The sequence below is a fragment of the Clostridium sp. genome, from assembly GCF_016650035.1.
In the GTDB taxonomy this organism is placed as follows: domain Bacteria; phylum Bacillota; class Clostridia; order Clostridiales; family Clostridiaceae; genus Clostridium_AD.
Genome location: NZ_JAENWM010000009.1, coordinates 14,971 through 36,185 on the forward strand (window position 1 = coordinate 14,971; position 21,215 = coordinate 36,185).

Sequence of the window (21,215 nt, forward strand, 5' to 3'; positions counted from 1 at the left end):
CGGGTGATGTTATGAAGATCAGTAATTACCTTGGGTTAAAGAAGAGTGATATTATATCCATTGTAGGTGCAGGTGGAAAAACCACAATGATGTTTAAGCTAGCAGAAGAATTACGGGGACGTAACAAAGTCCTCGTAACCACAACCACTAAGATATACGTTCCATTAGAGGATAGGTATGATTTTATATGTACTGATAGTGAAATGCTGCAGCGATATATTCATATGAAGGAAAATGGGATTTATATTTTAGGGTCAGGTGTTAATTGTGAAAACAAAATACTAGGCCTTAGTAAAAAAGAGTTAGATGAGTTAACACAACACTTTGATTATGTATTAATAGAAGCAGATGGGGCAAAGAAAAAACGTCTTAAAGCATGGAATGACTCTGAACCAGTCATATATAGTAATACCACTAAAACTGTGGGCATTATAGATATACAATCATTAGGACTTATAATCAATGAGAATAATGTTCATAGAAGTAAACTATTCTGTGAGTTAACTGGCGCAAAACAGGGTGAAACCGTCCAACTTGAACACCTACTTAAGATAATTATAAATCCTCTAGGACTGTTTAAGGCGGGACTAGGGGAAAAAATATTATACATCAATAAAGTGGAGTCAGCCAATGACTTAATATTAGCTAAGTCGTTGATTAATGATGTGGATTTGACTAATCAGAAATTACTTGATAAAGTATTTATTGGAAGTTTAAAAACTGATGTATATTACAGTAAAGAAAGTTATGAATGAAAGTAGGCGATGATATGATAAGTGCTATAATCTTAGCAGCAGGTTACTCAAGGAGAATGGGAGTGAATAAGCTTCTTTTAAAATATAGAGGTGAGTCACTAATACAGAGAACAATAGACACTATTTTGCAATGTGGATTTTCAGAGGTAATTCTTGTAGCCAGGGAAGAAGAAGTTATAGAAATTGGGAATATGAATAAGCTTGTGGTGATTAAAAACCAAAATGCAAATAAAGGAATAAGTGAATCTATTAAATTGGGTGTGGTAAATGCAAAAGAAACAGATGGGTATATGTTTTTTACTGCAGATCAGCCTTTTTTAGGTGTAGATACAATTAAAAGCTTAATACGTAAGTTTATAGAAAATCCAACTAATATAATAGTACCTAAATGCGCTATAAGGCTAGGAAATCCTGTAATATTTCCTCCCGAATTTAAGGATGACTTTATAAAATTACAGGGAGACATTGGTGGTAAAACAATAATAAATAAAAATCTAGACAAGGTTAAATTTGTAGAAACAAGTGATAGCTGGGAGCTATTTGATGTTGATACTAGTGAAAATTATGACTATATTATAAAGCTAGAGGAGAATAAGGATTATGTTTAATGATATTGTTATTGTACGTGGAGGGGGAGATTTAGCATCTGGTACAATTCAAAAATTATATAGAAGTGGTTTTAGGGTATTAGTCTTAGAAGTAGCAAAGCCTACTTGCATTAGACGGAGTGTTTCTTATAGTGAAGCTGTGTATGAAAAAGAAGTAGAGATAGAAGGGATTACAGCTGTACATGTAGGATGTTTAAGTGGGATAGAAAATGCTTGGATTAGTAAAAAAATTCCAGTGATTATAGATGCGGAGGGCAAATATATTTTGAAAATAAAGCCTAAGGTCGTGATTGATGCAATTATTGCTAAGAAAAACATGGGAACCACAAAGGATATGGCAGACATTACTATTGCTCTTGGGCCGGGATTTACAGCAGGTAAAGACGTAGATATTGTGATAGAGACTTCAAGAGGGCATAATTTAGGAAGACTTATTTTAAGTGGTAAGGCTAAGGAAAATACAGGGATACCTGGGAGTATAATGGGTTATTCTAAAGAAAGAGTTATACATTCGGATAGTGCTGGAGTAATGAAGAACATTGTTGATATTGGTGCTATAGTTCAAAGGGATGAGGTTATTGCTTATATAGGAGAAAAACCAGTAAAAGCAACAATGTCGGGGCTGCTCAGAGGGATTTTACGCCATGGAAGTACTGTACCCGTGGGATTTAAGATTGCAGATATTGATCCAAGGGAGTCAGAAAAAATTAATTGTTATACTATTTCTGATAAAGCAAGAAGTATAGCTGGCGGAGTGTTAGAAGCGGTGCTGTATCTAATGAATAAGTCTAGGGAGGAAATGCATTATGAATGAGAAAATTCTTAAAGAGATTTATGAAAGTCTAGCAAGTGGTCAAAAATCAGCATTAGTAACTATTACAGAAATAAAGGGCTCTACGCCAAGAAAAAAAGGTTCTCTTATGGCAGTTTGGGAAGATGGAAGAATAGAAGGAAGTGTAGGTGGAGGAAATATTGAGTTTGTGGTAATTGAAAAAGCCATAGAATGCATTAAGGAAGAAATAGATAGAGAATTTGAGTTTGAACTCAACGATGAAGGCGAATTACATATGCAGTGTGGAGGTAAAGCTACACTATATGTAAAAATATTCAAACCTAGGCCCAAATTACTTATCATAGGGGCTGGACACATAGGAATAGAACTTTTTAAGCTAGCAAAAATATTGGATTTTCATACTGTAATATTTGATGATCGTTCTGAATTTGCGAGTGGAAAGCGATTTGAAGGAGCCGATGAAATAATTGTAGGTGATATAGGTGAACAGGTTTCTAAGTATCCTATTAACAAAAACACTTATATTATAATCGTAACAAGGGGTCATAAATGTGACGCGGATGCTCTTAAGTTTACTGCTGAATCTGATGCTTCTTATATTGGAATGATTGGAAGTAAGAAAAAGACAGAATTTGTTATGAAAAGTCTTATGGCCGAAGGAATTCAAAGAGAAGCACTTAAAAATGTATATGCACCAATAGGAATTAATATTTCTTCAGAGGAGCCAAATGAAATCGCCTTTGGTATAATGAGCGAAATATTATTGGCTAAAAATAGTGGGTCTTTGGAGCATTTAAGAGATATTAAAAAGGTAGAATTTTAGATGAATGTAAATTGGAGAATTTACTTAAAAGAGGGCAATATAAAAGTATTTGGAAAGGGTCCTAAAAAGCTACTTTTAAAAATAGATGAGTTGGGGTCTATAAGAAAGGCAGCAAGTTCTATGAAACTTTCCTATACAAAAGCCTTGAATATGATATCATGTTTAGAAAAAGGACTTGGTATAAAGGTACTCCAAAAACAAATTGGCGGAAAAGATGGTGGGGGATCAATACTCACAGAGGAAGTTATAGAATTAATACGAAAGTTTGACGAATTAGAAAGTGAAGTGGGAGAGTGCATTACAGAATTATTTAATAAAAAATTCAAGTAATAGATTACTTGAACTTTTGATATTTATAATCTATATTGATATATTTTTAAATAAAAGGTATTATTATATGAATCGTTATGTATTGTAGAATATAACCGATTTTTTAGGAGGGTGAAAATTGACCTTTAACAATATTTTTTTAACAGGGGAAGTTCATATTGGGAAATCTACAGCCATTAACAAATTTATAGAAACATATATTCCTAGTGCCATTAGTATTTCAGGTTTTAAGACAAAACCATGCTATGAAAATGGTTTTTTATGTGGATATTATATAGAAAGCCAGATTCAATCTATGATTTGTAATATTTCTGAAAATTTAGTAGGTATTAATGCTGATACTTACAAAGGGAAGCGTTGTTACGGAATTCCAGAAGTATTTGATTGTAAAGGAGTTGAAATACTTCGCGAATCTTTAAGAATACCCAAATCTTTTATAATTATGGATGAACTTGGTTTTTTTGAAAGGGATGCGATGAGGTTTAGGGCACAAGTACACAAAGCCCTTGATAGTAAGCATAAAGTGCTTGGAGTGCTAAAAGAAAAGACAAACGATTTCCTAAGTTCAATTGAGTCTAGACCGGATGTTAAAGTGATCCGAGTCACCTTAGAAAATAGAGATAATATTATAGATGAAATTAATAAATATTGGGAGTGATAAATTATGAAAATTGTAAAAAAAAGTTTAACTTTAGCAATATCTGTGATAGTTTTATTTACGGGTTGTTCAGGAGTATCAACTGTAAAGAAAGAAAATACTAAAACAAACACAAGTATTAGAGTTGTTACAACATATAAACCGGCCACAGATATTGTACTCGCATTAGGTGGCATGGATAAATTAGTTGGAGCAAATGATGGAGCTAAAAGTGATCCTCTTCTTGTTAAGCTTGATGAGAATATGGCAAGTAAGTTAGTGGAAGTTGGTTCAAAGAAAAATGGTGTAAATATTGAACAAATAGTTGCTTTAAAACCTGATGTGGTTATTCTATATCCAACAAAAGAATCTGATGACACAATGAAAAAATTAACCGATCAGAATATAAAAGTTGTTTCTATTAATCCTGAAACTATAGAAGCACTTAAAGCAGATATTGTTAAAGTTGGAGATGCTATAGAGGAAAGTGAAAAATCAAAAGAATTAGTAGCATACTATAAAGAGAAGATTGAAGATGTTACTAAAAAAGTTAATACTGTTAAAGATAAAAAAACAGTATATATAGCTGGTGCACATGGTATTCTCTCAACCTCTTCAGGGGATTTTTATCAACATGAAATGATAGAGGTTGCTGGTGGAATAGATGTTGCTGCTAAGTTAAAAGGTGGATGGAATGATGTTTCTGTGGAACAAGTTATTGCATGGAATCCTGATGTAATCGCTTCCGTTATGTATTGCCCAGAGGGTACTCCAACTGAAATTATGGAAAAAGCCGAACTTCAAACGGTAGGTGCTATAAAAAATAAAACGGTATATCAAATACCATCAAACATTGCACCTTGGGATATGCCACAGCCAAGTAGTATATTAGCTATACTTTGGATGAGTAAAACACTATATCCAGAAGAATTTAGTGATTTAGATATTCACAAAGTTGTAAATGAATTTTATAGTAATTTTTATGGTAAATCTTTCGATGAGTTAGGGGGAACTTTACTTGGAGAAAGTAACACCAAAAAGTAAAATACTACATCATAAACTTATCTTATTTTTTATAATTTTTATTATAGTCTTTATTATATCAATATTTTTGGGAAGATATAAAATGAGTATAGCCCAATATAAAAACGTTCTTATGAGTTTAGCCGAATTTAGAATAGGTGAACCTATCTCTGATCCAAGTCTTTTAATATTATATAAAATAAGGCTTCCACGAATTTTACTTGCTACCTTTGTGGGTGCTGGACTTGCGATTTCAGGACTAGTTTTTCAACAGGTATTTAAAAATCCCATTGCATCACCAGATATATTAGGAGTTACTTCAGGAGCAAGCTTTGGCGCCGCACTTGGGATTATATTACCCTTTGAGTTCCCAGGTATAGTTCAAATGTTTGCATTTGTTTTTGGATTACTTGCGGTGGCTATTGCTTATGGGTTAAAAAAAGCGTCTAAGGACAATAATATACTGTATTTGGTTTTATCAGGGATTATTGTTTCGGCGTTCTTTTCCGCATTACTCTCAATGATAAAATATTTAGCGGACCCTTACGAACAGTTACCATCCATTGTTTTTTGGAGTATGGGTGGGTTGTATAGAGCAAACTGGACAAATGCCATTGGTGCTGGTCTTATTGTTATTCCTACTATTTTTATTGTAAACAGTTTGAGGTTCAAATTGAAAATGCTTTTACTTAATGATGATATGGCAAAAACCATGGGTATGGAGGTTTCAAAATTTAGAAATTACATTTTGTGTTTAGTTTCTTTTGTAGTTTGTTTTTGTGTTAGTATAGCGGGAACAATTAGTTGGATTGCACTTATAGTACCTCATATTACAAGAATAATTCTTGGATATAAGAATAAGTATATTTACTTAATTACCAGTTTGATAGGTGCCACAACGTTAATTCTGATTGATGATGTTGCGCGGAGTATTAGCACTACAGAAATACCTGTTGGTATACTTACGGCAGCAATAGGAGCTCCTGTACTAGGATATCTATTAATATTTAAGAAAACAATATAGTTAGGAGATAAAATGTGAATATAAAAGTAGAAAATTTGTTTTTTAGCTATAATGAAAAGTGTATATTAGGGGATATTAATTTAGAGTTTAAAAGAGGTAACATGTATGCGTTACTTGGAAGAAATGGATCTGGGAAAACTACTTTAATAAAATTGATTTTAGGACTACTTACATCTAAGAGTGGGTTAATTACCATAGAGGGTAGGGACTCTAAAATAATACCTATAGTGGAATTATCAAAATTAATAGCTTATGTCCCACAAAATGAGGAAGCAATCTATGGGATTAGAGTCATTGAACTAGTGGTGATGGGTAGAAATCCTTATTTAAACTTATTTGATAGGCCATATAGTAAAGAGTATGAATTAGCACAGAAGGCTCTTGAAAACCTTGGTATTGGACATTTATCGCAGAAAAATTATTGTGAAATTAGTGGAGGAGAAAGACAGTTAGTTTTAATAGCCAGAGCTTTAGTACAAGATGCAAAATTTATTTTAATGGACGAGCCCATTTCTAATTTAGATATTCGCAATCAGCATGACGTATTAAATAGAATAAAAAATATAGCCAAGGATTTTAACATAGGTATGTTGCTTTCTATTCATGATCCTAATCTTGCAATGAGATATTGTAATAGGGCAGTATTACTTAGTGGTGGTAAAGTTTTGAATTCTGGAAAAACTGGTGAAATAATAACTCAAAAGAGCTTATTTGAGGTATATGATATGAAATTTGAGGTATTGAATTCAAAAAATGGAATAAACTTTGTTAGTTTGTAAGAAGGGAGCGAAATATGGAATTAGAATTGCTTAGTATTATAAAAAATGAGCTTATGGAAGATAAAAAAGTATGTTACGCATTTATTGTTGAGCAAGAGGGGTCCACTCCAAGGGGGATAGGCACTTCTATGGTTATAAAAGAAAATGGTGAAATTTTTGGTACAGTAGGCGGTGGGAAGGTAGAATTTAAAACTATAACTGCAGCAAAAAAGTGTATTAAAGAAGAAACTAGCGAGATGATTTCTTTTGATGTATGCATTAAAGACAGCGGAGAGAATGCTTGCGTAGGTAAGCTTAAAATATTTATTAAAACCTATATGCCACAAAAAAAACTTATAATAGCAGGAGCAGGTCATGTGGCATATTGTCTTTATAAATTTGCTATTTTGGCGGGTTTCTCCGTGTATGTTTTTGATGATAGGGAAGAGCTTTTAACAAAAGAGAGATATCCGAAAGCAACAAAATTAATATATGGTGATATTTCAGAGTGTATAAAAAAATATGATTTAGATCGAAATTCTTATGTAGTTATTGCAAGTGGTTCAACTAAATCCGATGAAAATATATTGATGGAAGTCATAACAAAAACTACTGCATATGTTGGGATGCTTGGAAGCAAAAAGAAAGTCTCTACTATAATGGACAACTTGATAAGTCAAAATATTGATGCAGAATATCTGAAAAATGTATATGCACCAATAGGAATCGGAATTGGTGGAGAGACCCCAGAAGAGGTAGCATTAAGCATATTGTCTGAGATAGTTTTAGTGAAAAATAATGGAGAGTTAAAACATATGAATGGAGGCTATTAATATGAAAAAAATACCAGTAAATGAGGCAGTTGGGTCGGTTCTTTGTCATGATATTACTCAAATTATTCCAGGGGTAGTAAAAGATATAGCTTTCAAAAAAGGACATATAATCTTAGAGGAAGATATACCATTATTACTTTCTATAGGAAAAGAAAACTTATATGTATGGGAGAAAAAAGAAGGTTATCTTCATGAAAATGATGCTGCAGAGCGATTAAGAGCACTTACGGCAGGAGAGGGACTTACATTTAGTGAAGTAAAAGAAGGTAAAATAAATTTTATAGCAGATTATCCAGGACTTCTTACAATTAATACAAATCTGTTATATCAGCTTAACTCCATAGGGGAGATAATTTTAGTTACGCTTCATAATAATTACCCCGTAAAAAAGGGGCAAAAAGTTGCAGGAACAAGAGTTATTCCACTTGTAATTGAAGAAGATAAGATAATAAAAGCAGAAGATTTAATTGGCACTGAAAAAATTGTTAATATCCGTCCCTTTATACCTATGAAAATAGGAATTGTTACTACTGGTAGTGAAGTATTTAAGGGCAGAATAAAGGATGCATTTGGGCCAGTAATAAGAAGAAAAGTAGAGGAATATGGATGCGTAGTTCTTGGTCAATCTATAGTTTCAGATGATGAGAATAACATAACAAAGGCAATTGAAGAATGGATAGACAAGGGTGCTGAAATGGTGATATGTACAGGTGGTATGTCAGTAGACCCCGATGACGTTACACCAACAGCAATTCAAAAAACAGGAGCAGAAATTATAACTTACGGTGCACCTGTGCTTCCGGGAGCAATGTTTTTATTAGCTTATAAAGGTGAAATTCCAATACTTGGACTTCCAGGGTGTGTAATGTACAGTAGAACAACCATCTTTGATTTGGTACTTCCAAGGATTCTTGCAAATGAGAAATTGAGCTTTGCAGATTTTGCAGCCTATGGACATGGTGGACTTTGCAACGAATGTGAGGAGTGCAAATACCCTGATTGTGCTTTTGGAAAGGGAGTTTAGAATAATATAGCTTAGAATAGGGGTTTAACATGAAGGACAAAGGATTGTTTAAAATAATTTTAGGTTTAATATGTGGTATATGTGTTTTATTTTTATTAAGTCCTATAATTGCACTGTTCACCTTTCCGTGGGGCAAGTCACTAGATTTAATTTTTGATTCTTTTGTATTGCAGGCAATTATTATAAGTTTAAAAAGTACCTTTCTTTCACTAATAATAATTATAATTGTAGGAATGCCTACTGCATATTATATGGCTAGATATTCATTTTGGGGAAAGGGGTTTGTTGAAATTATTTTGCAACTTCCCCTTGTACTGCCTCCAGCTGTGGCGGGTTTACTATTATTAGTAACCTTTGGTAGAAATGGACTCATTGGGAAATACATATCTCCCTTTGGTATTGAGCTGCCTTTCACTTTCATAGCTGTGGTTATAGCACAAGTATTTATATCCATCCCCATATTTATTATGGCAGCAAGGGCTGGATTTGAAAAGGTAGATAGAGAACTAGAGAGTTGTGCAGCAGTTTTAGGAGGTAATCCAGTTCAGATTTTTGTAAATGTTACACTTCCCTTATCCAAAAATGCATTGATAACTGGAGCTATTTTAGCTTGGGCGAGAGCACTCGCTGAGTTTGGAGCAACCATTCTATTTGCGGGTAATTTGGCAGGCAAAACACAGACTCTTCCTCTTGCTATATATACTGCAATGGAAAAGGATCTAAACCTATCTATGGGAATTGCAGTATGTTTAGTTATTGTATCAATTGCGGTTTTGGTTGTATTGAAACTTATTACAAAATCTGAGGGGGACAATAATGCTTAATGGATATGGAGAAAAAACAATGAAAAAGAGTTTAACAAGAATGGTGTCAATAATAATGACTTTATCATTAATTATCTTGAGTGGTGGATGTGCAGATAAACAGTCTAATAAGATTTCAAATAAGGAAATTACTGTTTTTGCAGCTTCGTCTTTAACTGAAAGCATGGAAGAAGTAATTAAATTATTCGAAAAAGAGAACCCGAAGGTAAAAGTAAAACTCAATTTGGAAAGTACAAGTAGATTGAGGCTACAAATAGAGCAAGGAGTTGAGGCAGATATTTTCTTGTCGGCAAACCAAAAGCATTATGACGCATTAAAAGAACAGGGATTTATCTCAAAAGGACAGGCTTTTTTAGAAAATTCTATGGTTGTGATCCTGCCAAAAGATAATCCAGCTCATATAGAAAAAGTGAGGGACTTGCAAAGTAAATGCAAACTAGTAATAGCACAAAAGGAAGTTCCTGCTGGAGGCTATGCAAGAGAGATAATTCACTCTCTATCAGGAATATATGGAGCAGAGTTTGAGGACAGTGTACTAAATAATATTGTATCGGAGGAGAACAACGTAAAACAGGTGGTAAATAAGGTTGTCATGGGAGAAGCAGATGTAGCCTTTGTATATTCATCAGATGTTACAACAAGTGTTGTGGAGAAGGTTAAAGTGCTAAGTATTGACCCTGTGCATAATGTGAGGGCAGAGTACTGGCTTTCTAGACTGAAGACGGAAAATGAGTACACGGAAAAATTTTATGCATTCTTGTTAAGTAAAGAAGGTCAGGATATTTTCAAAAAATATGGATTTGAAAGTATAAAGTCGTAAGGAAATAGTATTTAATGCAAATCGTACATCCTAAATGGATGTACGATTTTATATATAGTGGATTTAATTTAGAAGTATTTGTTAACCAATTAAACCAGAAATAGAGATAGCACAATAAACTAATAATAGCCCCATGACTAAATTAAATTGTTTATTATATTTCGTTAAAAAATCTTGAAATAAAGCACCAAAGAGTGCCCAACTAACAATAGATATAAGTCCTATTATTGAAAGGGAAAAGGAAAAAAATATTAAAGTAAAGCCTGATTTGTAATATGGGATTATAAAATTGGCCATTACAGTGATACCATATAATATTGCTTTCGGATTGAAAAATTGCATTGTTAGTCCTGTTAAATAAGTATTTGTTTGTTTACTAGTGTGGTTAGTTCCAGTTTTCGTATTAAATGCAACTTTATAAGCAAGGTAAAGCATATAAACTGCACCAAATATACCAACATAATGTTCTATTTTTGGCATCAAATCAAATAAAAACAGATTAAAAAAACTGCAAACAATCATAAGTACAGTAAATCCAGTGAAAACTCCAAAGATAAAGGGAAATGAATTCTTAAAGCCATACCGTTTTGCATTTACCATGGATAATATATTATTTGGTCCCGGTGTAAATGTAGCTACAAATACATAAGATAAAAAAGGAACTAGATTAATCATATAGTATGCCCCCTATAAAAATAAAATATAAACATTATAACGTTCTTTAAAGATATTATACACTATTTGTCCCAGAGTAAAACAAACTGTTCACAATTGTGCGTCTCTGTGATAAAATTTAAAGAAATGAGAATGGAAAAATATACATTAGAATAGTATAGAAAGGAAGATGAAAATGCGTAAAAAGAACATAATTATTGGAGCGCTTCTAGCAGTAGGAGTAATATCATCCTATGAACTATATAAAAGGAATTTTAAAACTACTAATTTTGATTTTTATAAATCAGGGCTAGTTTACAGGGAAACTATGTCAATTGACACTGAAGAGAGAATGTTTTATACAAAGCCTGAAAATAAACCACTAGATGTAAGTATAAAGGTGTACAAAGGAATAAGGATATTAGAATTATATGGAGATGACAATTTAATAGGTAGATTTAGAATTGCATTAGGGTCAGCGCCTACTGGAGATAAAGATAAGGAAGGTGATAAGAAAACCCCTGAAGGCAAATATTATATTTGTACAAGAAACGATAAAAGTAAGTATACTCTATTCTTAGGACTCAGTTATCCTAATGTAGAAGATGCAAAAATAGGATTAGAAGAGGGCCTGATTAGTGAAACAGATTTTGAAGAAGTACAATCTGAGATTGAAAGTAGAAAAAGACCAGCTTGGAATACTGCCTTAGGTGGATCTGTAGGTATACATGGAGGCGGAACCAGTAGTGATTGGACTTTTGGATGTATTGCAGTATCAGATGATGATATTAGAATTATTTGGGAATATACTAAAATGAATACTCCTGTGGAAATTTATAAATAGCGCAAACAAAGTACTCTCATTTATTATGGATGGGAGTGCTTTTTTTTTCTTAGACAGCCTCCTTTTATTTTTTGATTGAGTAATTTTTTTGTATGTTTATAAATATGATAAGGTTAGTAGTAAAGATAAAGCACTAGAGGTATAAACTGATAAACTCTGATAAATAGAAGGAGGGTTTTCTATGAATGTAGATTTTCAAAGAGTCTTACAGAAAGCAGAAGAATATAAAGTGGACATGGCAGGGTTTTTAAGGGACATGATTGCTATCCCAAGTGAAAGCTGCCATGAAAGAAGGATTGTAGAGAGAATAAAAGAGGAAATGAAAAAGGCCAACTTTGATAATATAGAAATAGATAAAATGGGTAACATATTAGGGACTATAGGGCATGGTAAACATGTTATTGCTATGGATGCACATATTGATACAGTAGGTATTGGAGAAGAAAATTTATGGCAGTATGATCCATATAGGGGATATGAAGATGAAGATATAATCATAGGAAGAGGTGGAAGCGGTCAAAAAGGCGGAATGGCTTCTATGGTTTATGCTGGAAAAATGATTAAAGAGTTAGAATTAGAAGATGATTATACGCTGATTATTACAGGTACAGTTCAAAAGGAGGAATGCGCGGGACTTTGTTGGCAGTATATGATAAATGAAGATAAGATTCAGCCTGAATTTGTTGTAATTACAGAGCCTACCTCTTGCAATATATATAGGGGTCATAGAGGAAGAATGGAGATAAAAGTAATTGCTGAAGGTTGTAAAATGGGTTCCATAATAAATGATTTAAACTGTCTTAATGAAAAATTACAGTATGATGAGTTTTTAGGAGGGGGGTCCATAACTGTTTCTGGGATGCCGGGTATTTCTACTTTAAGCGGTGATATGAAAGACTGCTGTACAATTTCAATAGATAGAAGGTTAACTAACGGAGAAACATATCAAGATGCACTAGAAGAAATAAGAAATCTTCCTTCAGTGAAAGGGACGATCGCACAGGTCTCCATTTGTGATTACGAAAAATCTTCCTATAAGGGAGTTGTTTATCCAACAGCTGCTTATTTTGAAGCGTGGGTAATAGAAGAGGAACATCCAGTTTGCAAAACTTTAGTAGAAGGCTATAAAATTTTGTTTAATGAAGAACCTCTATTTGACAAATGGGCAATTTCTACAAATGCTGCTTCTATCATGGGGAGGTATGATATCCCATGTATTGGATTTGGACCAGGTCATGAGGCAGAGGTTCATTCAACAAATGAACGAACTTGGAAAAGTGAATTAGTAAAGGCAACCGCTATGTATGCAGTTATTCCTAGTTTATATGTAAGCAGATTAAAAAATAGATGAAGTTACAAAGGTACCACCTACGTGCCATGTAGGTAGTACCTTTATATACATATATAACAAAAAATAAAAAAGCCATTAAATAGTCTCCTATTTAATGGCTAAATATTAGTTCAAATTAAAGAACTGTAATATTTTCAGCTTGAGGGCCTTTAGGTCCTTTTACTATATCAAAAGAAACTTTTTGTCCTTCATCAAGTGATTTGTAACCATCTGAATTTATTTGAGAGAAATGTGCGAAAACATCTACTCCGTCTTCTCCTGTAATAAAACCAAATCCCTTTTCTCCATTAAACCATTTAACTGTACCGTTCATAATGTATACCTCCGAAATTTTATTTCTTAAATGCTTTGTAATAGTTCACTAAATAAAATTTCGATATTAAAATACTATATTTAAAAAGTACTAATTGAAATATATCTGTGCTGCATTACTTACTATTCATTTAAGTCAATTCCTATACTATCATACTTGATTTCAAAAAGCAAGTTATATTAAATATAAAATTTTTATATGTGCTATGATATTACCTTTATTTAGGACAAATAATATTATATAACTTGTTGGTGATTAAATTTTTTAGAATTTTCAAACAACCTAGCTTTCATATGCTATACTGAATTATATAATTAACTATATTTATAAAAAAACATAAAAAGGAGACTTGAAATGATATCTAACAAAATGAAAGAGTTAGTAGCTAATAGTTCTATAATAAGAGCTATGTTTGAGGAAGGTAAAAGATTATCTGAAATTTATGGAGAAGAAAATGTTTTTGATTACAGCTTGGGTAATCCCAATGTTGAACCGCCTGAAAATATTAAAAATGAAATTAATAAAATATTAAATGAAACAGCTCCTAAACTTGTACATGGCTATATGAATAATTCTGGATATGAAGATGTTAGAGCAAAAATAGCACAATATTTAAATAAAAAACATAATATAAACATCGACTTCAATAATATAGTTATGACCTGCGGAGCAGCTGGTGGATTGAATATATTGTTAAAAACATTGCTTAACTCAGAGGATGAAGTTATTGTTTTTTCACCTTTTTTTGGCGAATACAGAAACTATGTAAATAATTTTGATGGTAAGCTTGTAGTAGTTTCGACGGATATCGATACATTTGAACCTGATATGCAAGTATTAAAAGAGAAAATAAATATCAAAACAAAAGCAATTATTATAAACTCGCCAAATAATCCAACAGGTATTGTTTATTCGGAAAAGGTCATACAAGATTTAGCAAAACTACTTTGTGAAAAAGAAAAGGAACTGGGTACAAGCATATATTTAATATCTGATGAACCATACAGAGAAATAGTTTATGACAATGCCGTCGTTCCATATATTTTAAAATACTATAAAAATTCATTTATTGGATATTCATATAGTAAATCATTATCACTACCTGGTGAGAGAATAGGATACGTAGTTGCAAATACAAATATGGATTCCTTTGAAGAGATAATGGCATCTTTAAATGTAGCTAATAGAATTTTAGGCTTTGTAAATGCACCATCACTATTCCAACGGGTTATTGCAAATTGTCTAGAGGCTGAAGTTGATGTAAGTATATATAAAAATAACAGAGACCTTTTATATAATCATCTTACAGAAATAGGTTTTAAATGTGTAAAACCACAAGGGGCATTTTATTTATTTGTTAGAACACCAATAGCAGACGATAAAGAATTCTGCGATCAAGCAAAAGAGTTTAACTTATTACTAGTACCGGGGTCAGCTTTTGGATGCCCAGGACATGCAAGGTTAGCTTACTGTATTTCTTACGAAAAAATACAAAATTCACTATCAGCTTTTGATAAATTAGCCCAGTTTTACGAAATTAAATAATATTGTGATAAAATTAAGATAAAAAATTAAAGGAAGCCATTGAGGCTTCCTTTAATATATATAAAATTGAGTCCTAAAAGTATTTGCATTAAAGTATAGGATGTTCTATTAGTTTTTGTTATTTAAATTTGGATTAACATGTACCATGCAATGTTTAATTCTATTATCTGAATTTTCTATAGTACTATGAACACTCTCCGCAATTTCATGACCTTCATAAACGGATAAATCGCTATTAACACATATTTCTACATCTACATATAATCTATTAGCACTAACTCTAGTCTTTAGCTCATCTATACTTATAACGCCATTTATATTTTCAATTTTATTTTTTATGTTATTAATAGTGTTTTTATCAGCGCAGTGATCAACTAATTGATCAATAGCTTGCTTATAAATATTTACCGCTACTTTGGTTATTAAAATACATATAACCAGTGATGCAATTGGATCTAATATTGGATAGCCCATTCTAGCTCCTGCAATTCCAACTAATGTTCCAATCGATGAAAATGCATCGGATCTATGATGCCAAGCATCTGCCATAAGGGCGGAGCTTTCAATTTTTTTAGCGCCATTGACTGTATATCTATACATCCATTCTTTAACGATTATAGAAAGTATAGCTGCATACATAGCAATCTTTTGCGGAATTACAGTTGTTCCATTAATAATAACCTTAATACCGTTGTAACCAATTAGTAGTGCTGTAATTAACAATATGCTTGCCAGTATCTTAGCCATAATAGGCTCCATTTTTTCATGACCATATGGATGGTCTTCATCAGCAGGCTGTTTGGCTAATTTTAATCCAAGCATTACAGCAAGTGTACTTAGTACATCAGAAAGTGAATGTACACCATCAGCAATCATAGCTCCACTTCTGCCTATAATGCCTGCAAACAATTTAATTGCTGATAACAAAATATTGAAAGTTATTGTTATCTTAGATATTTTGATCCCAATACTAAATCTTTCTTCACTGTCCAATTAACACACCTCGTTTTTAATTGATAATAGATTTTACGAACTATACCACTAGTATATGCAGATACAGTAAGATTTGCAACACTTTTTTGTGACGAAATATATTATCAATTGATAATAATATCCACTATATTTTGGGAGTGATTATTATCCAGGAGTATGGGAACACATAACATATACATTAAATTAATTCCTTGAAAAGTAATTACAGTACAGCATATGGTATGCCGTGAGATTCTGTTATTTGAATTTTGTATTTAGATAGTGATATAATTAAATAACAATAAAGGTTTATCTAATTTTCTTAAAGAGGTGACTAACATAGATATTAAAAAATATCCTAGACCTAGTAATGAAGAGCTAAAAGATAAGTTGACAGATAATCAATATAAGGTGGCTGTGGAGGATAATACTGAAAGAGCTTTTTCCAATGAGTACTTTGATAATCACGAAGATGGTTTATATGTAGATATAGTGACAGGTGAACCATTATTTTTTTCGAAAGACAAATATGATTCAGGATGCGGATGGCCCAGTTTTACCAAGCCTATTGTACCTGAAGTAGTTGAATTAAAACAGGATAAGAAATTTAATATGATTAGAACTGAGGTTAGAAGCAGAAGTGGAAATATACATTTAGGTCATGTATTTGATGATGGTCCTAAAGATAAGGGCGGAAATAGGTACTGTATTAATAGTGCTGCTATAAAATTTATACCTATGAACAAAATGGAGGAAAAGGGGTATGGATATCTTCTAAGTTCATTAGAATAATAATTTTCATAATCTCAATAAAACAATCAATTTTGTGATATAATTGTAGTAATAAGATTTTTTATTTAAGAGGAGGAATTTTTAATGAATTCAGACCCTGACCCCGCGCTTAATAATATAATGGCGCAATTTATACTAATTGGTATTTTAACATTGATAAATGCATTCTTTGCATCATCGGAAATGGCAATAGTATCATTAAACAAAAATAAAATTAAATGTCTTGCTGAAGAGGGTAATAAAAAAGCAAAGCTTTTAGTGAGATTTATTGAAGAACCAGCAAAATATTTATCGACTATTCAAATTGGAATTACGATTACTGTTTTTTTAGCTAGTGCATCTGCAGCTACTGGTATATCTAGTAATTTTGCAAGGTACTTAAATAATTTGGAAGTGCCTTTTAGTGAACAAATTGCTTTAGCTAGCATAACTATTGGAATAACATATATAATGATTGTGTTTGGTGAATGGTTTCCAAAGCTCATAGCGCAGCAAAAATCAGAAACTATTGCAATGTTTTCAGTAGTACCTATTTTTTATATATCTAAACTGATTTTTCCTTTTGTATGGGTACTTTCAAAGTCTACTAATGTTTTAGTTAAGATTACTGGTCTTAACATAAAAAAAACAGAGGAAAAACTATCAAAAGAAGAAATGAAATCACTTATAGCAGTGGGTCAAGAACATGGATCTATAAACGAAACTGCAAAAAAGATGATAAATAATATTATCGAATTTGATGACAAATCAGCTGAAGAAGTTATGACTCCAAGAACTGAAGTGTTTTTGATTGATATAAATGATCCTGTTACACAGTTTTTAGACGATCTATTAGAGCAAAATTATTCTAGAGTGCCAGTATATGACGGTGATGTTGATAATATCATAGGAATACTTCACATGAAAGACTTTATAATAGAGGCTCGCACAAATGGTTTTGAAAATGTAAACATTAAGAGTATATTACATGCTCCTTACTTTGTTAATGAAAGTAAAAATATAGATGAATTATTTATGGAATTAAAAAGAGCTAAAAATCATATGGCTGTACTTATAGATGAATATGGAGGATTTTCAGGGGTAGTTACTACTAAAGATCTTATAGAAGAAGTTATGGGGAATTTTGAAGATGAATATGATTATGACGAACCTGATATAAAAAAAGTTGATAACAATACTTATATAGTGAATGGATTGTTATCAATAGACGAATTAAATGATAATTTACACTTGAAGTTAGTGTCAGAAAATTACAATACAATAGGAGGTTTTCTAGTTAGTCTACTGGGATGTATTCCAAAGAAGAATGAAAACAAAACTATTGAATATGGTAATGTAATATTTAAAATAGAAGAAGTCAGAGAAAGAAGAATAGGGAAAATTAAAATATGCATATAAATGATGCTCTACTTTTTAAAAGTAGAGCATCATTTATATGTACTTGCTATGTTTGAAAAAGTCTTAGTTGTAACGAAAGATTTTAACGGACTATTTTTTTTATGAATTTTTCAGCTTCCACTATGTACCTTTTATGAATTCCTTCACCTATTTTGCCCATGTCATCATAGGCTTCTACCTTAAAGATTAATTTATTACCTTCTACCTTTTCGAGTAAAGCTTCAGCTCTAACCTTAACGCCGACAGGTGTTGCCCTTATGTGTTTAACATTAATCTCTATACCAACTGTTGTAAAACCATCAGGAAGCTCTTGCTTTACACAATTCATTGCTGCATTCTCCATAAGAGCTGTCATTGCTGGAGTAGCATAAACATCTAGATCTCCAGATCCATAAGAAATTGCTGTATCACTGCTGGATACAGTTAGCTCAGCAAATTTTAAGTTTTTATTAAAATTAAATTCCATTTTGATCACTCCACTCTAGTAATTATTATTATTATTATTTAGCTATACAAATAACTTATTGTACTATACTAACACCATTGTGAAAGTATATCAAATAAAATTTGATTACTTCATTTTGTACTCCACAGGGATTTTAACATGCAGTTTCAATACACCGATTGAAATCTAAAGCCACATTATGGATTAATCCATAATGTGGCTTTTATTTATTGTATATTATTATATTTTTTGGGCAGAAATATTAGACGAAAGACAATTTTAAAAAGGAGCAGTGGGGCATGAAAAATAATAAATTTTGTATTTTTGTTTTAATAATGCTGAGCAGTACACTAGGTGTTAAACAGGTTGATTCTGCTATCATTAATAATACTCCAAAAACAAATATTGAGGAAATAGATAATAAAATGGAAGAGGTTTATACGTTTAGCTCTGACATAGTACTAGTGAATAAAGAAAATGGGCTAGAAAAAGACAATTACATAAAAGAATTTCAAATCCCAAATGTTGAGTTTATATCTAATGGAGATCCAAATGTTAGGAAAATGGAAAAAAATGCAGCAGTAGCACTAGAGTATCTTTTTAATGCTGCTAAAAATGATAATATAACATTACTTGGAGTATCAGGATATAGGGATTATTCTTACCAAGAAAAACTTTACAATGATAAAGTGGATAGAAGTGGGAAAGAGGAAGCAGACAAATATGTTGCACAAGCAGGAGAAAGTGAACATCAAACGGGGCTCGCTATGGATTTACTCTCAGATGAATATACAACTTTAGATGAAGGGTTTAAAAATACGAAAGCTTATAAATGGATTATTGAGAATTGCTATAAATATGGATTTATACTTAGATATCCAGAAGGAAAAGAACAAATTACTGGATATGATTACGAACCTTGGCATATTAGATATGTTGGAGGTAAGGTGGCTAAGGAGATTGTGCACAGAGGTATTACATTAGAAGAATATTTAAATATAAGTATTGCTAACAGATAAAGATAAGTAGAACTTTATTATGGACAGTGAAGAAACTGCTAATATATTTTAGTGGTTTTATTTATTATTATAATAAATTCTAGTTTTGATGAATATCATAGTAATGAAATTATAAGAGAGGATTGATGATTTTATGAGTTTTAATTTAAATAAACCCAAAGTGCGAGTTATGATTACTCTAGCTCTGATAGCTTTAGTAGTTTCTTTAGTAGTAACTGTTAAATTTATAAATAATAACGTAGTAGCTAATAAGATTAGTGAAAATATTGATCCCTCAAATAAAGTAGACAGTGGATTCGTTGGAATCCAAGTTATGGTTAAGCCAACTCAAATAGTTAAATCAAAACAAATAGGTTATATATCTAAGGTATATGAAGAAGATGGCAAGAGATATTTGAGATTTGATGATGTAAAATTTCTAATGGGGAATGAAGCAATTGAAGCAGCTAAAAAAGATGGGGCTGCCGAATATGAAAATGGCGAATACTTTGTATATGATGATTACTATATTGTTAATAGCAGTGAAAAGACGAAAAACTATATTATAGATGATAAGGCCTCACTAAATCTTTTAGGATGTTGGATAGACCCATATAATGGTGATGGTAATAATCATTCTGTTTCTTATAATAACTTTAAAAATGTTTCTAGTGTGAATGAACATATGTTATGTTATATCTATGCTGAAAATGATGTAGTTGTAAAAGTAGAAGGGCAATATACACCTTAAGATGTATAAAAGATAGTAAGCTATTATTTTTTAAAGTGAAAATTCATGTATTTGCGTTGAGCTTTAAGGTTCAAAGATTGTATTTATGCTATAATATATATTATACTGCTATGATATAATTAACTACAAAATACTACTTAAATATACAAAGAAAAGTAAATTGACTCACTCTTCTTTGAAATTTTATGGGATTAAATGGGGGAGTATAATATGGAAGATAATAAAATAAAAACAAAAGTTTTAAGGCCTAAATTTGATAGCGATTTAGATATAATAGACATTTCAAAAGAAAATATTGAGGATGAAAGTATTTTTTCTTTTGGAGCAATTAGTGATTGTTCTTTAGAAAACCATGAAGCAGACAGAGTTACTTTTAAACAAGTAATATTTAAAAATGTTATTTTTAATAAGATAAAATTCAGACGCATAGAAATGATGGATGTGAGATTTGAAAATTGTGACTTATCAAATGTAGATTTTAATGAGGCTTCATTACATAAAGTAGAATTTGTGAATTGTAAAATCATTGGTATTAATTTAAATGAAGGCACGTTTAGAAATGTAATATTTGAGAATTGCAATGGTGAATTTGCTTTTTTTAGTTATTCTAATTCTAAGGAAGTTGCATTTCTTGGATGTCAATTACGTTCTTCAGATTTTCAAAATTCGAAATTTTTAAAAGTTGAATTTAAGGAGTCTAATCTTATCCAGGCCCAAATGAATTTTACAAGCCTTAAAGGAATAGATTTTACTAGTTGTGAGATTGAAGGAATTGGAGTAAATATTGCTGACGTTAAGGGTGCACGAGTTACTACTATGCAAGCAGTTTCTCTTTCTTCCATACTAGGTCTTATTATTAAATGAAACTAATTTTATAAATAATTACTAATAAGGCTGCAA

25 protein-coding genes are annotated in these 21,215 nt (G+C 31.6%); 21 read left to right on the forward strand and 4 right to left on the reverse strand.

The window, feature by feature from the left end; translation table 11 throughout:
• Positions 1–11: 11 nt before the first annotated feature.
• The 13 genes from yqeC (at position 12) to modA (ending at position 10,252) form a co-directional block, all read left to right on the forward strand.
• A complete protein-coding gene (yqeC, locus tag JJD95_RS03605) occupies positions 12–755 on the forward strand; it encodes a selenium cofactor biosynthesis protein YqeC (RefSeq protein WP_291640443.1) in 744 nt (247 codons plus the stop codon).
• Positions 752–1,363, forward strand: coding sequence for a molybdenum cofactor cytidylyltransferase (gene mocA / locus JJD95_RS03610; RefSeq protein WP_291640445.1), 612 nt, complete (start codon positions 752–754; stop codon positions 1,361–1,363). Before yqeC ends, mocA begins: the two co-directional genes overlap by 4 nt.
• The gene (gene yqeB / locus JJD95_RS03615; protein ID WP_291640448.1) at positions 1,356–2,177 is read left to right on the forward strand and encodes a selenium-dependent molybdenum cofactor biosynthesis protein YqeB; all 822 of its coding nucleotides are present in this window, start codon (positions 1,356–1,358) and stop codon (positions 2,175–2,177) included. The genes mocA and yqeB overlap by 8 nt, the downstream gene beginning before the upstream one ends.
• A complete protein-coding gene (locus JJD95_RS03620; protein WP_291640450.1) occupies positions 2,170–2,979 on the forward strand; it encodes an XdhC family protein in 810 nt (269 codons plus the stop codon). The genes yqeB and JJD95_RS03620 overlap by 8 nt, the downstream gene beginning before the upstream one ends.
• Positions 2,980–3,309 carry a winged helix-turn-helix domain-containing protein gene (locus JJD95_RS03625; RefSeq protein ID WP_291640452.1) on the forward strand — a complete coding sequence of 110 codons (330 nt, stop codon included), beginning with the start codon at positions 2,980–2,982 and terminating at the stop codon, positions 3,307–3,309.
• A gap of 118 nt (positions 3,310–3,427) precedes the next feature.
• The gene (locus JJD95_RS03630; protein WP_291640454.1) at positions 3,428–3,967 is read left to right on the forward strand and encodes a nucleoside-triphosphatase; all 540 of its coding nucleotides are present in this window, start codon (positions 3,428–3,430) and stop codon (positions 3,965–3,967) included.
• A gap of 6 nt (positions 3,968–3,973) precedes the next feature.
• Complete coding sequence (locus JJD95_RS03635; protein WP_291640456.1) at positions 3,974–4,990, forward strand: ABC transporter substrate-binding protein; 1,017 nt, start codon at positions 3,974–3,976, stop codon at positions 4,988–4,990.
• A complete protein-coding gene (locus JJD95_RS03640) occupies positions 4,965–5,993 on the forward strand; it encodes an iron ABC transporter permease (RefSeq protein WP_291640458.1) in 1,029 nt (342 codons plus the stop codon). Before JJD95_RS03635 ends, JJD95_RS03640 begins: the two co-directional genes overlap by 26 nt.
• A 14-nt stretch (positions 5,994–6,007) precedes the next feature.
• Entirely contained in the window at positions 6,008–6,772 is a 765-nt protein-coding gene (locus JJD95_RS03645; RefSeq protein WP_291640460.1) for an ABC transporter ATP-binding protein, read from the forward strand.
• A 14-nt stretch (positions 6,773–6,786) separates the two neighbouring features.
• On the forward strand, positions 6,787–7,584 hold the full coding sequence (locus tag JJD95_RS03650) for an XdhC family protein (protein ID WP_291640462.1): 798 nt from the start codon (positions 6,787–6,789) through the stop codon (positions 7,582–7,584).
• Between the two features lies 1 nt (position 7,585).
• A complete protein-coding gene (locus JJD95_RS03655; RefSeq protein WP_291640464.1) occupies positions 7,586–8,608 on the forward strand; it encodes a molybdopterin-binding protein in 1,023 nt (340 codons plus the stop codon).
• A gap of 29 nt (positions 8,609–8,637) precedes the next feature.
• Positions 8,638–9,432 carry an ABC transporter permease gene (locus JJD95_RS03660; RefSeq protein ID WP_291640466.1) on the forward strand — a complete coding sequence of 265 codons (795 nt, stop codon included), beginning with the start codon at positions 8,638–8,640 and terminating at the stop codon, positions 9,430–9,432.
• On the forward strand, positions 9,425–10,252 hold the full coding sequence (gene modA, locus JJD95_RS03665) for a molybdate ABC transporter substrate-binding protein (RefSeq protein WP_291640468.1): 828 nt from the start codon (positions 9,425–9,427) through the stop codon (positions 10,250–10,252). The genes JJD95_RS03660 and modA overlap by 8 nt, the downstream gene beginning before the upstream one ends.
• An 81-nt stretch (positions 10,253–10,333) precedes the next feature.
• Here modA and JJD95_RS03670 read toward each other — a convergent pair whose 3' ends face one another.
• Positions 10,334–10,927 carry a LysE family transporter gene (locus JJD95_RS03670; protein WP_291640469.1) on the reverse strand — a complete coding sequence of 198 codons (594 nt, stop codon included), beginning with the start codon at positions 10,925–10,927 and terminating at the stop codon, positions 10,334–10,336.
• A 175-nt stretch (positions 10,928–11,102) separates the two neighbouring features.
• Between JJD95_RS03670 and JJD95_RS03675 the strand changes: the two genes are divergently transcribed.
• Entirely contained in the window at positions 11,103–11,750 is a 648-nt protein-coding gene (locus tag JJD95_RS03675; protein ID WP_291640471.1) for a L,D-transpeptidase family protein, read from the forward strand.
• Positions 11,751–11,931: 181 nt separating this feature from the next.
• Positions 11,932–13,101, forward strand: coding sequence for a YgeY family selenium metabolism-linked hydrolase (locus JJD95_RS03680; protein ID WP_291640473.1), 1,170 nt, complete (start codon positions 11,932–11,934; stop codon positions 13,099–13,101).
• A 115-nt stretch (positions 13,102–13,216) separates the two neighbouring features.
• Here JJD95_RS03680 and JJD95_RS03685 read toward each other — a convergent pair whose 3' ends face one another.
• Entirely contained in the window at positions 13,217–13,414 is a 198-nt protein-coding gene (locus JJD95_RS03685; RefSeq protein WP_071611355.1) for a cold-shock protein, read from the reverse strand.
• A gap of 354 nt (positions 13,415–13,768) precedes the next feature.
• Here JJD95_RS03685 and JJD95_RS03690 point away from each other — a divergent pair, with 354 nt between their 5' ends.
• A complete protein-coding gene (locus JJD95_RS03690; protein WP_291640483.1) occupies positions 13,769–14,959 on the forward strand; it encodes a pyridoxal phosphate-dependent aminotransferase in 1,191 nt (396 codons plus the stop codon).
• Between the two features lie 108 nt (positions 14,960–15,067).
• Here the strand turns inward: JJD95_RS03690 and JJD95_RS03695 are convergent, their stop codons facing one another.
• Positions 15,068–15,952 carry a cation diffusion facilitator family transporter gene (locus JJD95_RS03695; RefSeq protein WP_291640485.1) on the reverse strand — a complete coding sequence of 295 codons (885 nt, stop codon included), beginning with the start codon at positions 15,950–15,952 and terminating at the stop codon, positions 15,068–15,070.
• Positions 15,953–16,261: 309 nt separating this feature from the next.
• Between JJD95_RS03695 and msrB the strand changes: the two genes are divergently transcribed.
• Both msrB and JJD95_RS03705 read left to right on the forward strand, forming a co-directional pair.
• Positions 16,262–16,723: a peptide-methionine (R)-S-oxide reductase MsrB gene (msrB, locus tag JJD95_RS03700; RefSeq protein ID WP_367114775.1), complete on the forward strand. Its 462-nt coding sequence runs from the start codon at positions 16,262–16,264 to the stop codon at positions 16,721–16,723.
• Positions 16,724–16,807: 84 nt separating this feature from the next.
• Positions 16,808–18,121, forward strand: a complete 1,314-nt coding sequence (locus JJD95_RS03705) for a hemolysin family protein (RefSeq protein WP_291640487.1) — start codon at positions 16,808–16,810, stop codon at positions 18,119–18,121.
• Between the two features lie 82 nt (positions 18,122–18,203).
• Here the strand turns inward: JJD95_RS03705 and JJD95_RS03710 are convergent, their stop codons facing one another.
• Complete coding sequence (locus JJD95_RS03710) at positions 18,204–18,587, reverse strand: thioesterase family protein (protein WP_291640489.1); 384 nt, start codon at positions 18,585–18,587, stop codon at positions 18,204–18,206.
• Between the two features lie 278 nt (positions 18,588–18,865).
• Here JJD95_RS03710 and JJD95_RS03715 point away from each other — a divergent pair, with 278 nt between their 5' ends.
• The 3 genes from JJD95_RS03715 (at position 18,866) to JJD95_RS03725 (ending at position 21,179) form a co-directional block, all read left to right on the forward strand.
• Positions 18,866–19,585 carry a M15 family metallopeptidase gene (locus tag JJD95_RS03715; protein ID WP_291640491.1) on the forward strand — a complete coding sequence of 240 codons (720 nt, stop codon included), beginning with the start codon at positions 18,866–18,868 and terminating at the stop codon, positions 19,583–19,585.
• 133 nt (positions 19,586–19,718) lie between these two features.
• Complete coding sequence (locus tag JJD95_RS03720; RefSeq protein WP_291640493.1) at positions 19,719–20,315, forward strand: hypothetical protein; 597 nt, start codon at positions 19,719–19,721, stop codon at positions 20,313–20,315.
• A gap of 210 nt (positions 20,316–20,525) precedes the next feature.
• Positions 20,526–21,179, forward strand: coding sequence for a pentapeptide repeat-containing protein (locus JJD95_RS03725; RefSeq protein WP_291640495.1), 654 nt, complete (start codon positions 20,526–20,528; stop codon positions 21,177–21,179).
• The last annotated feature ends 36 nt before the right edge of the window (positions 21,180–21,215 follow it).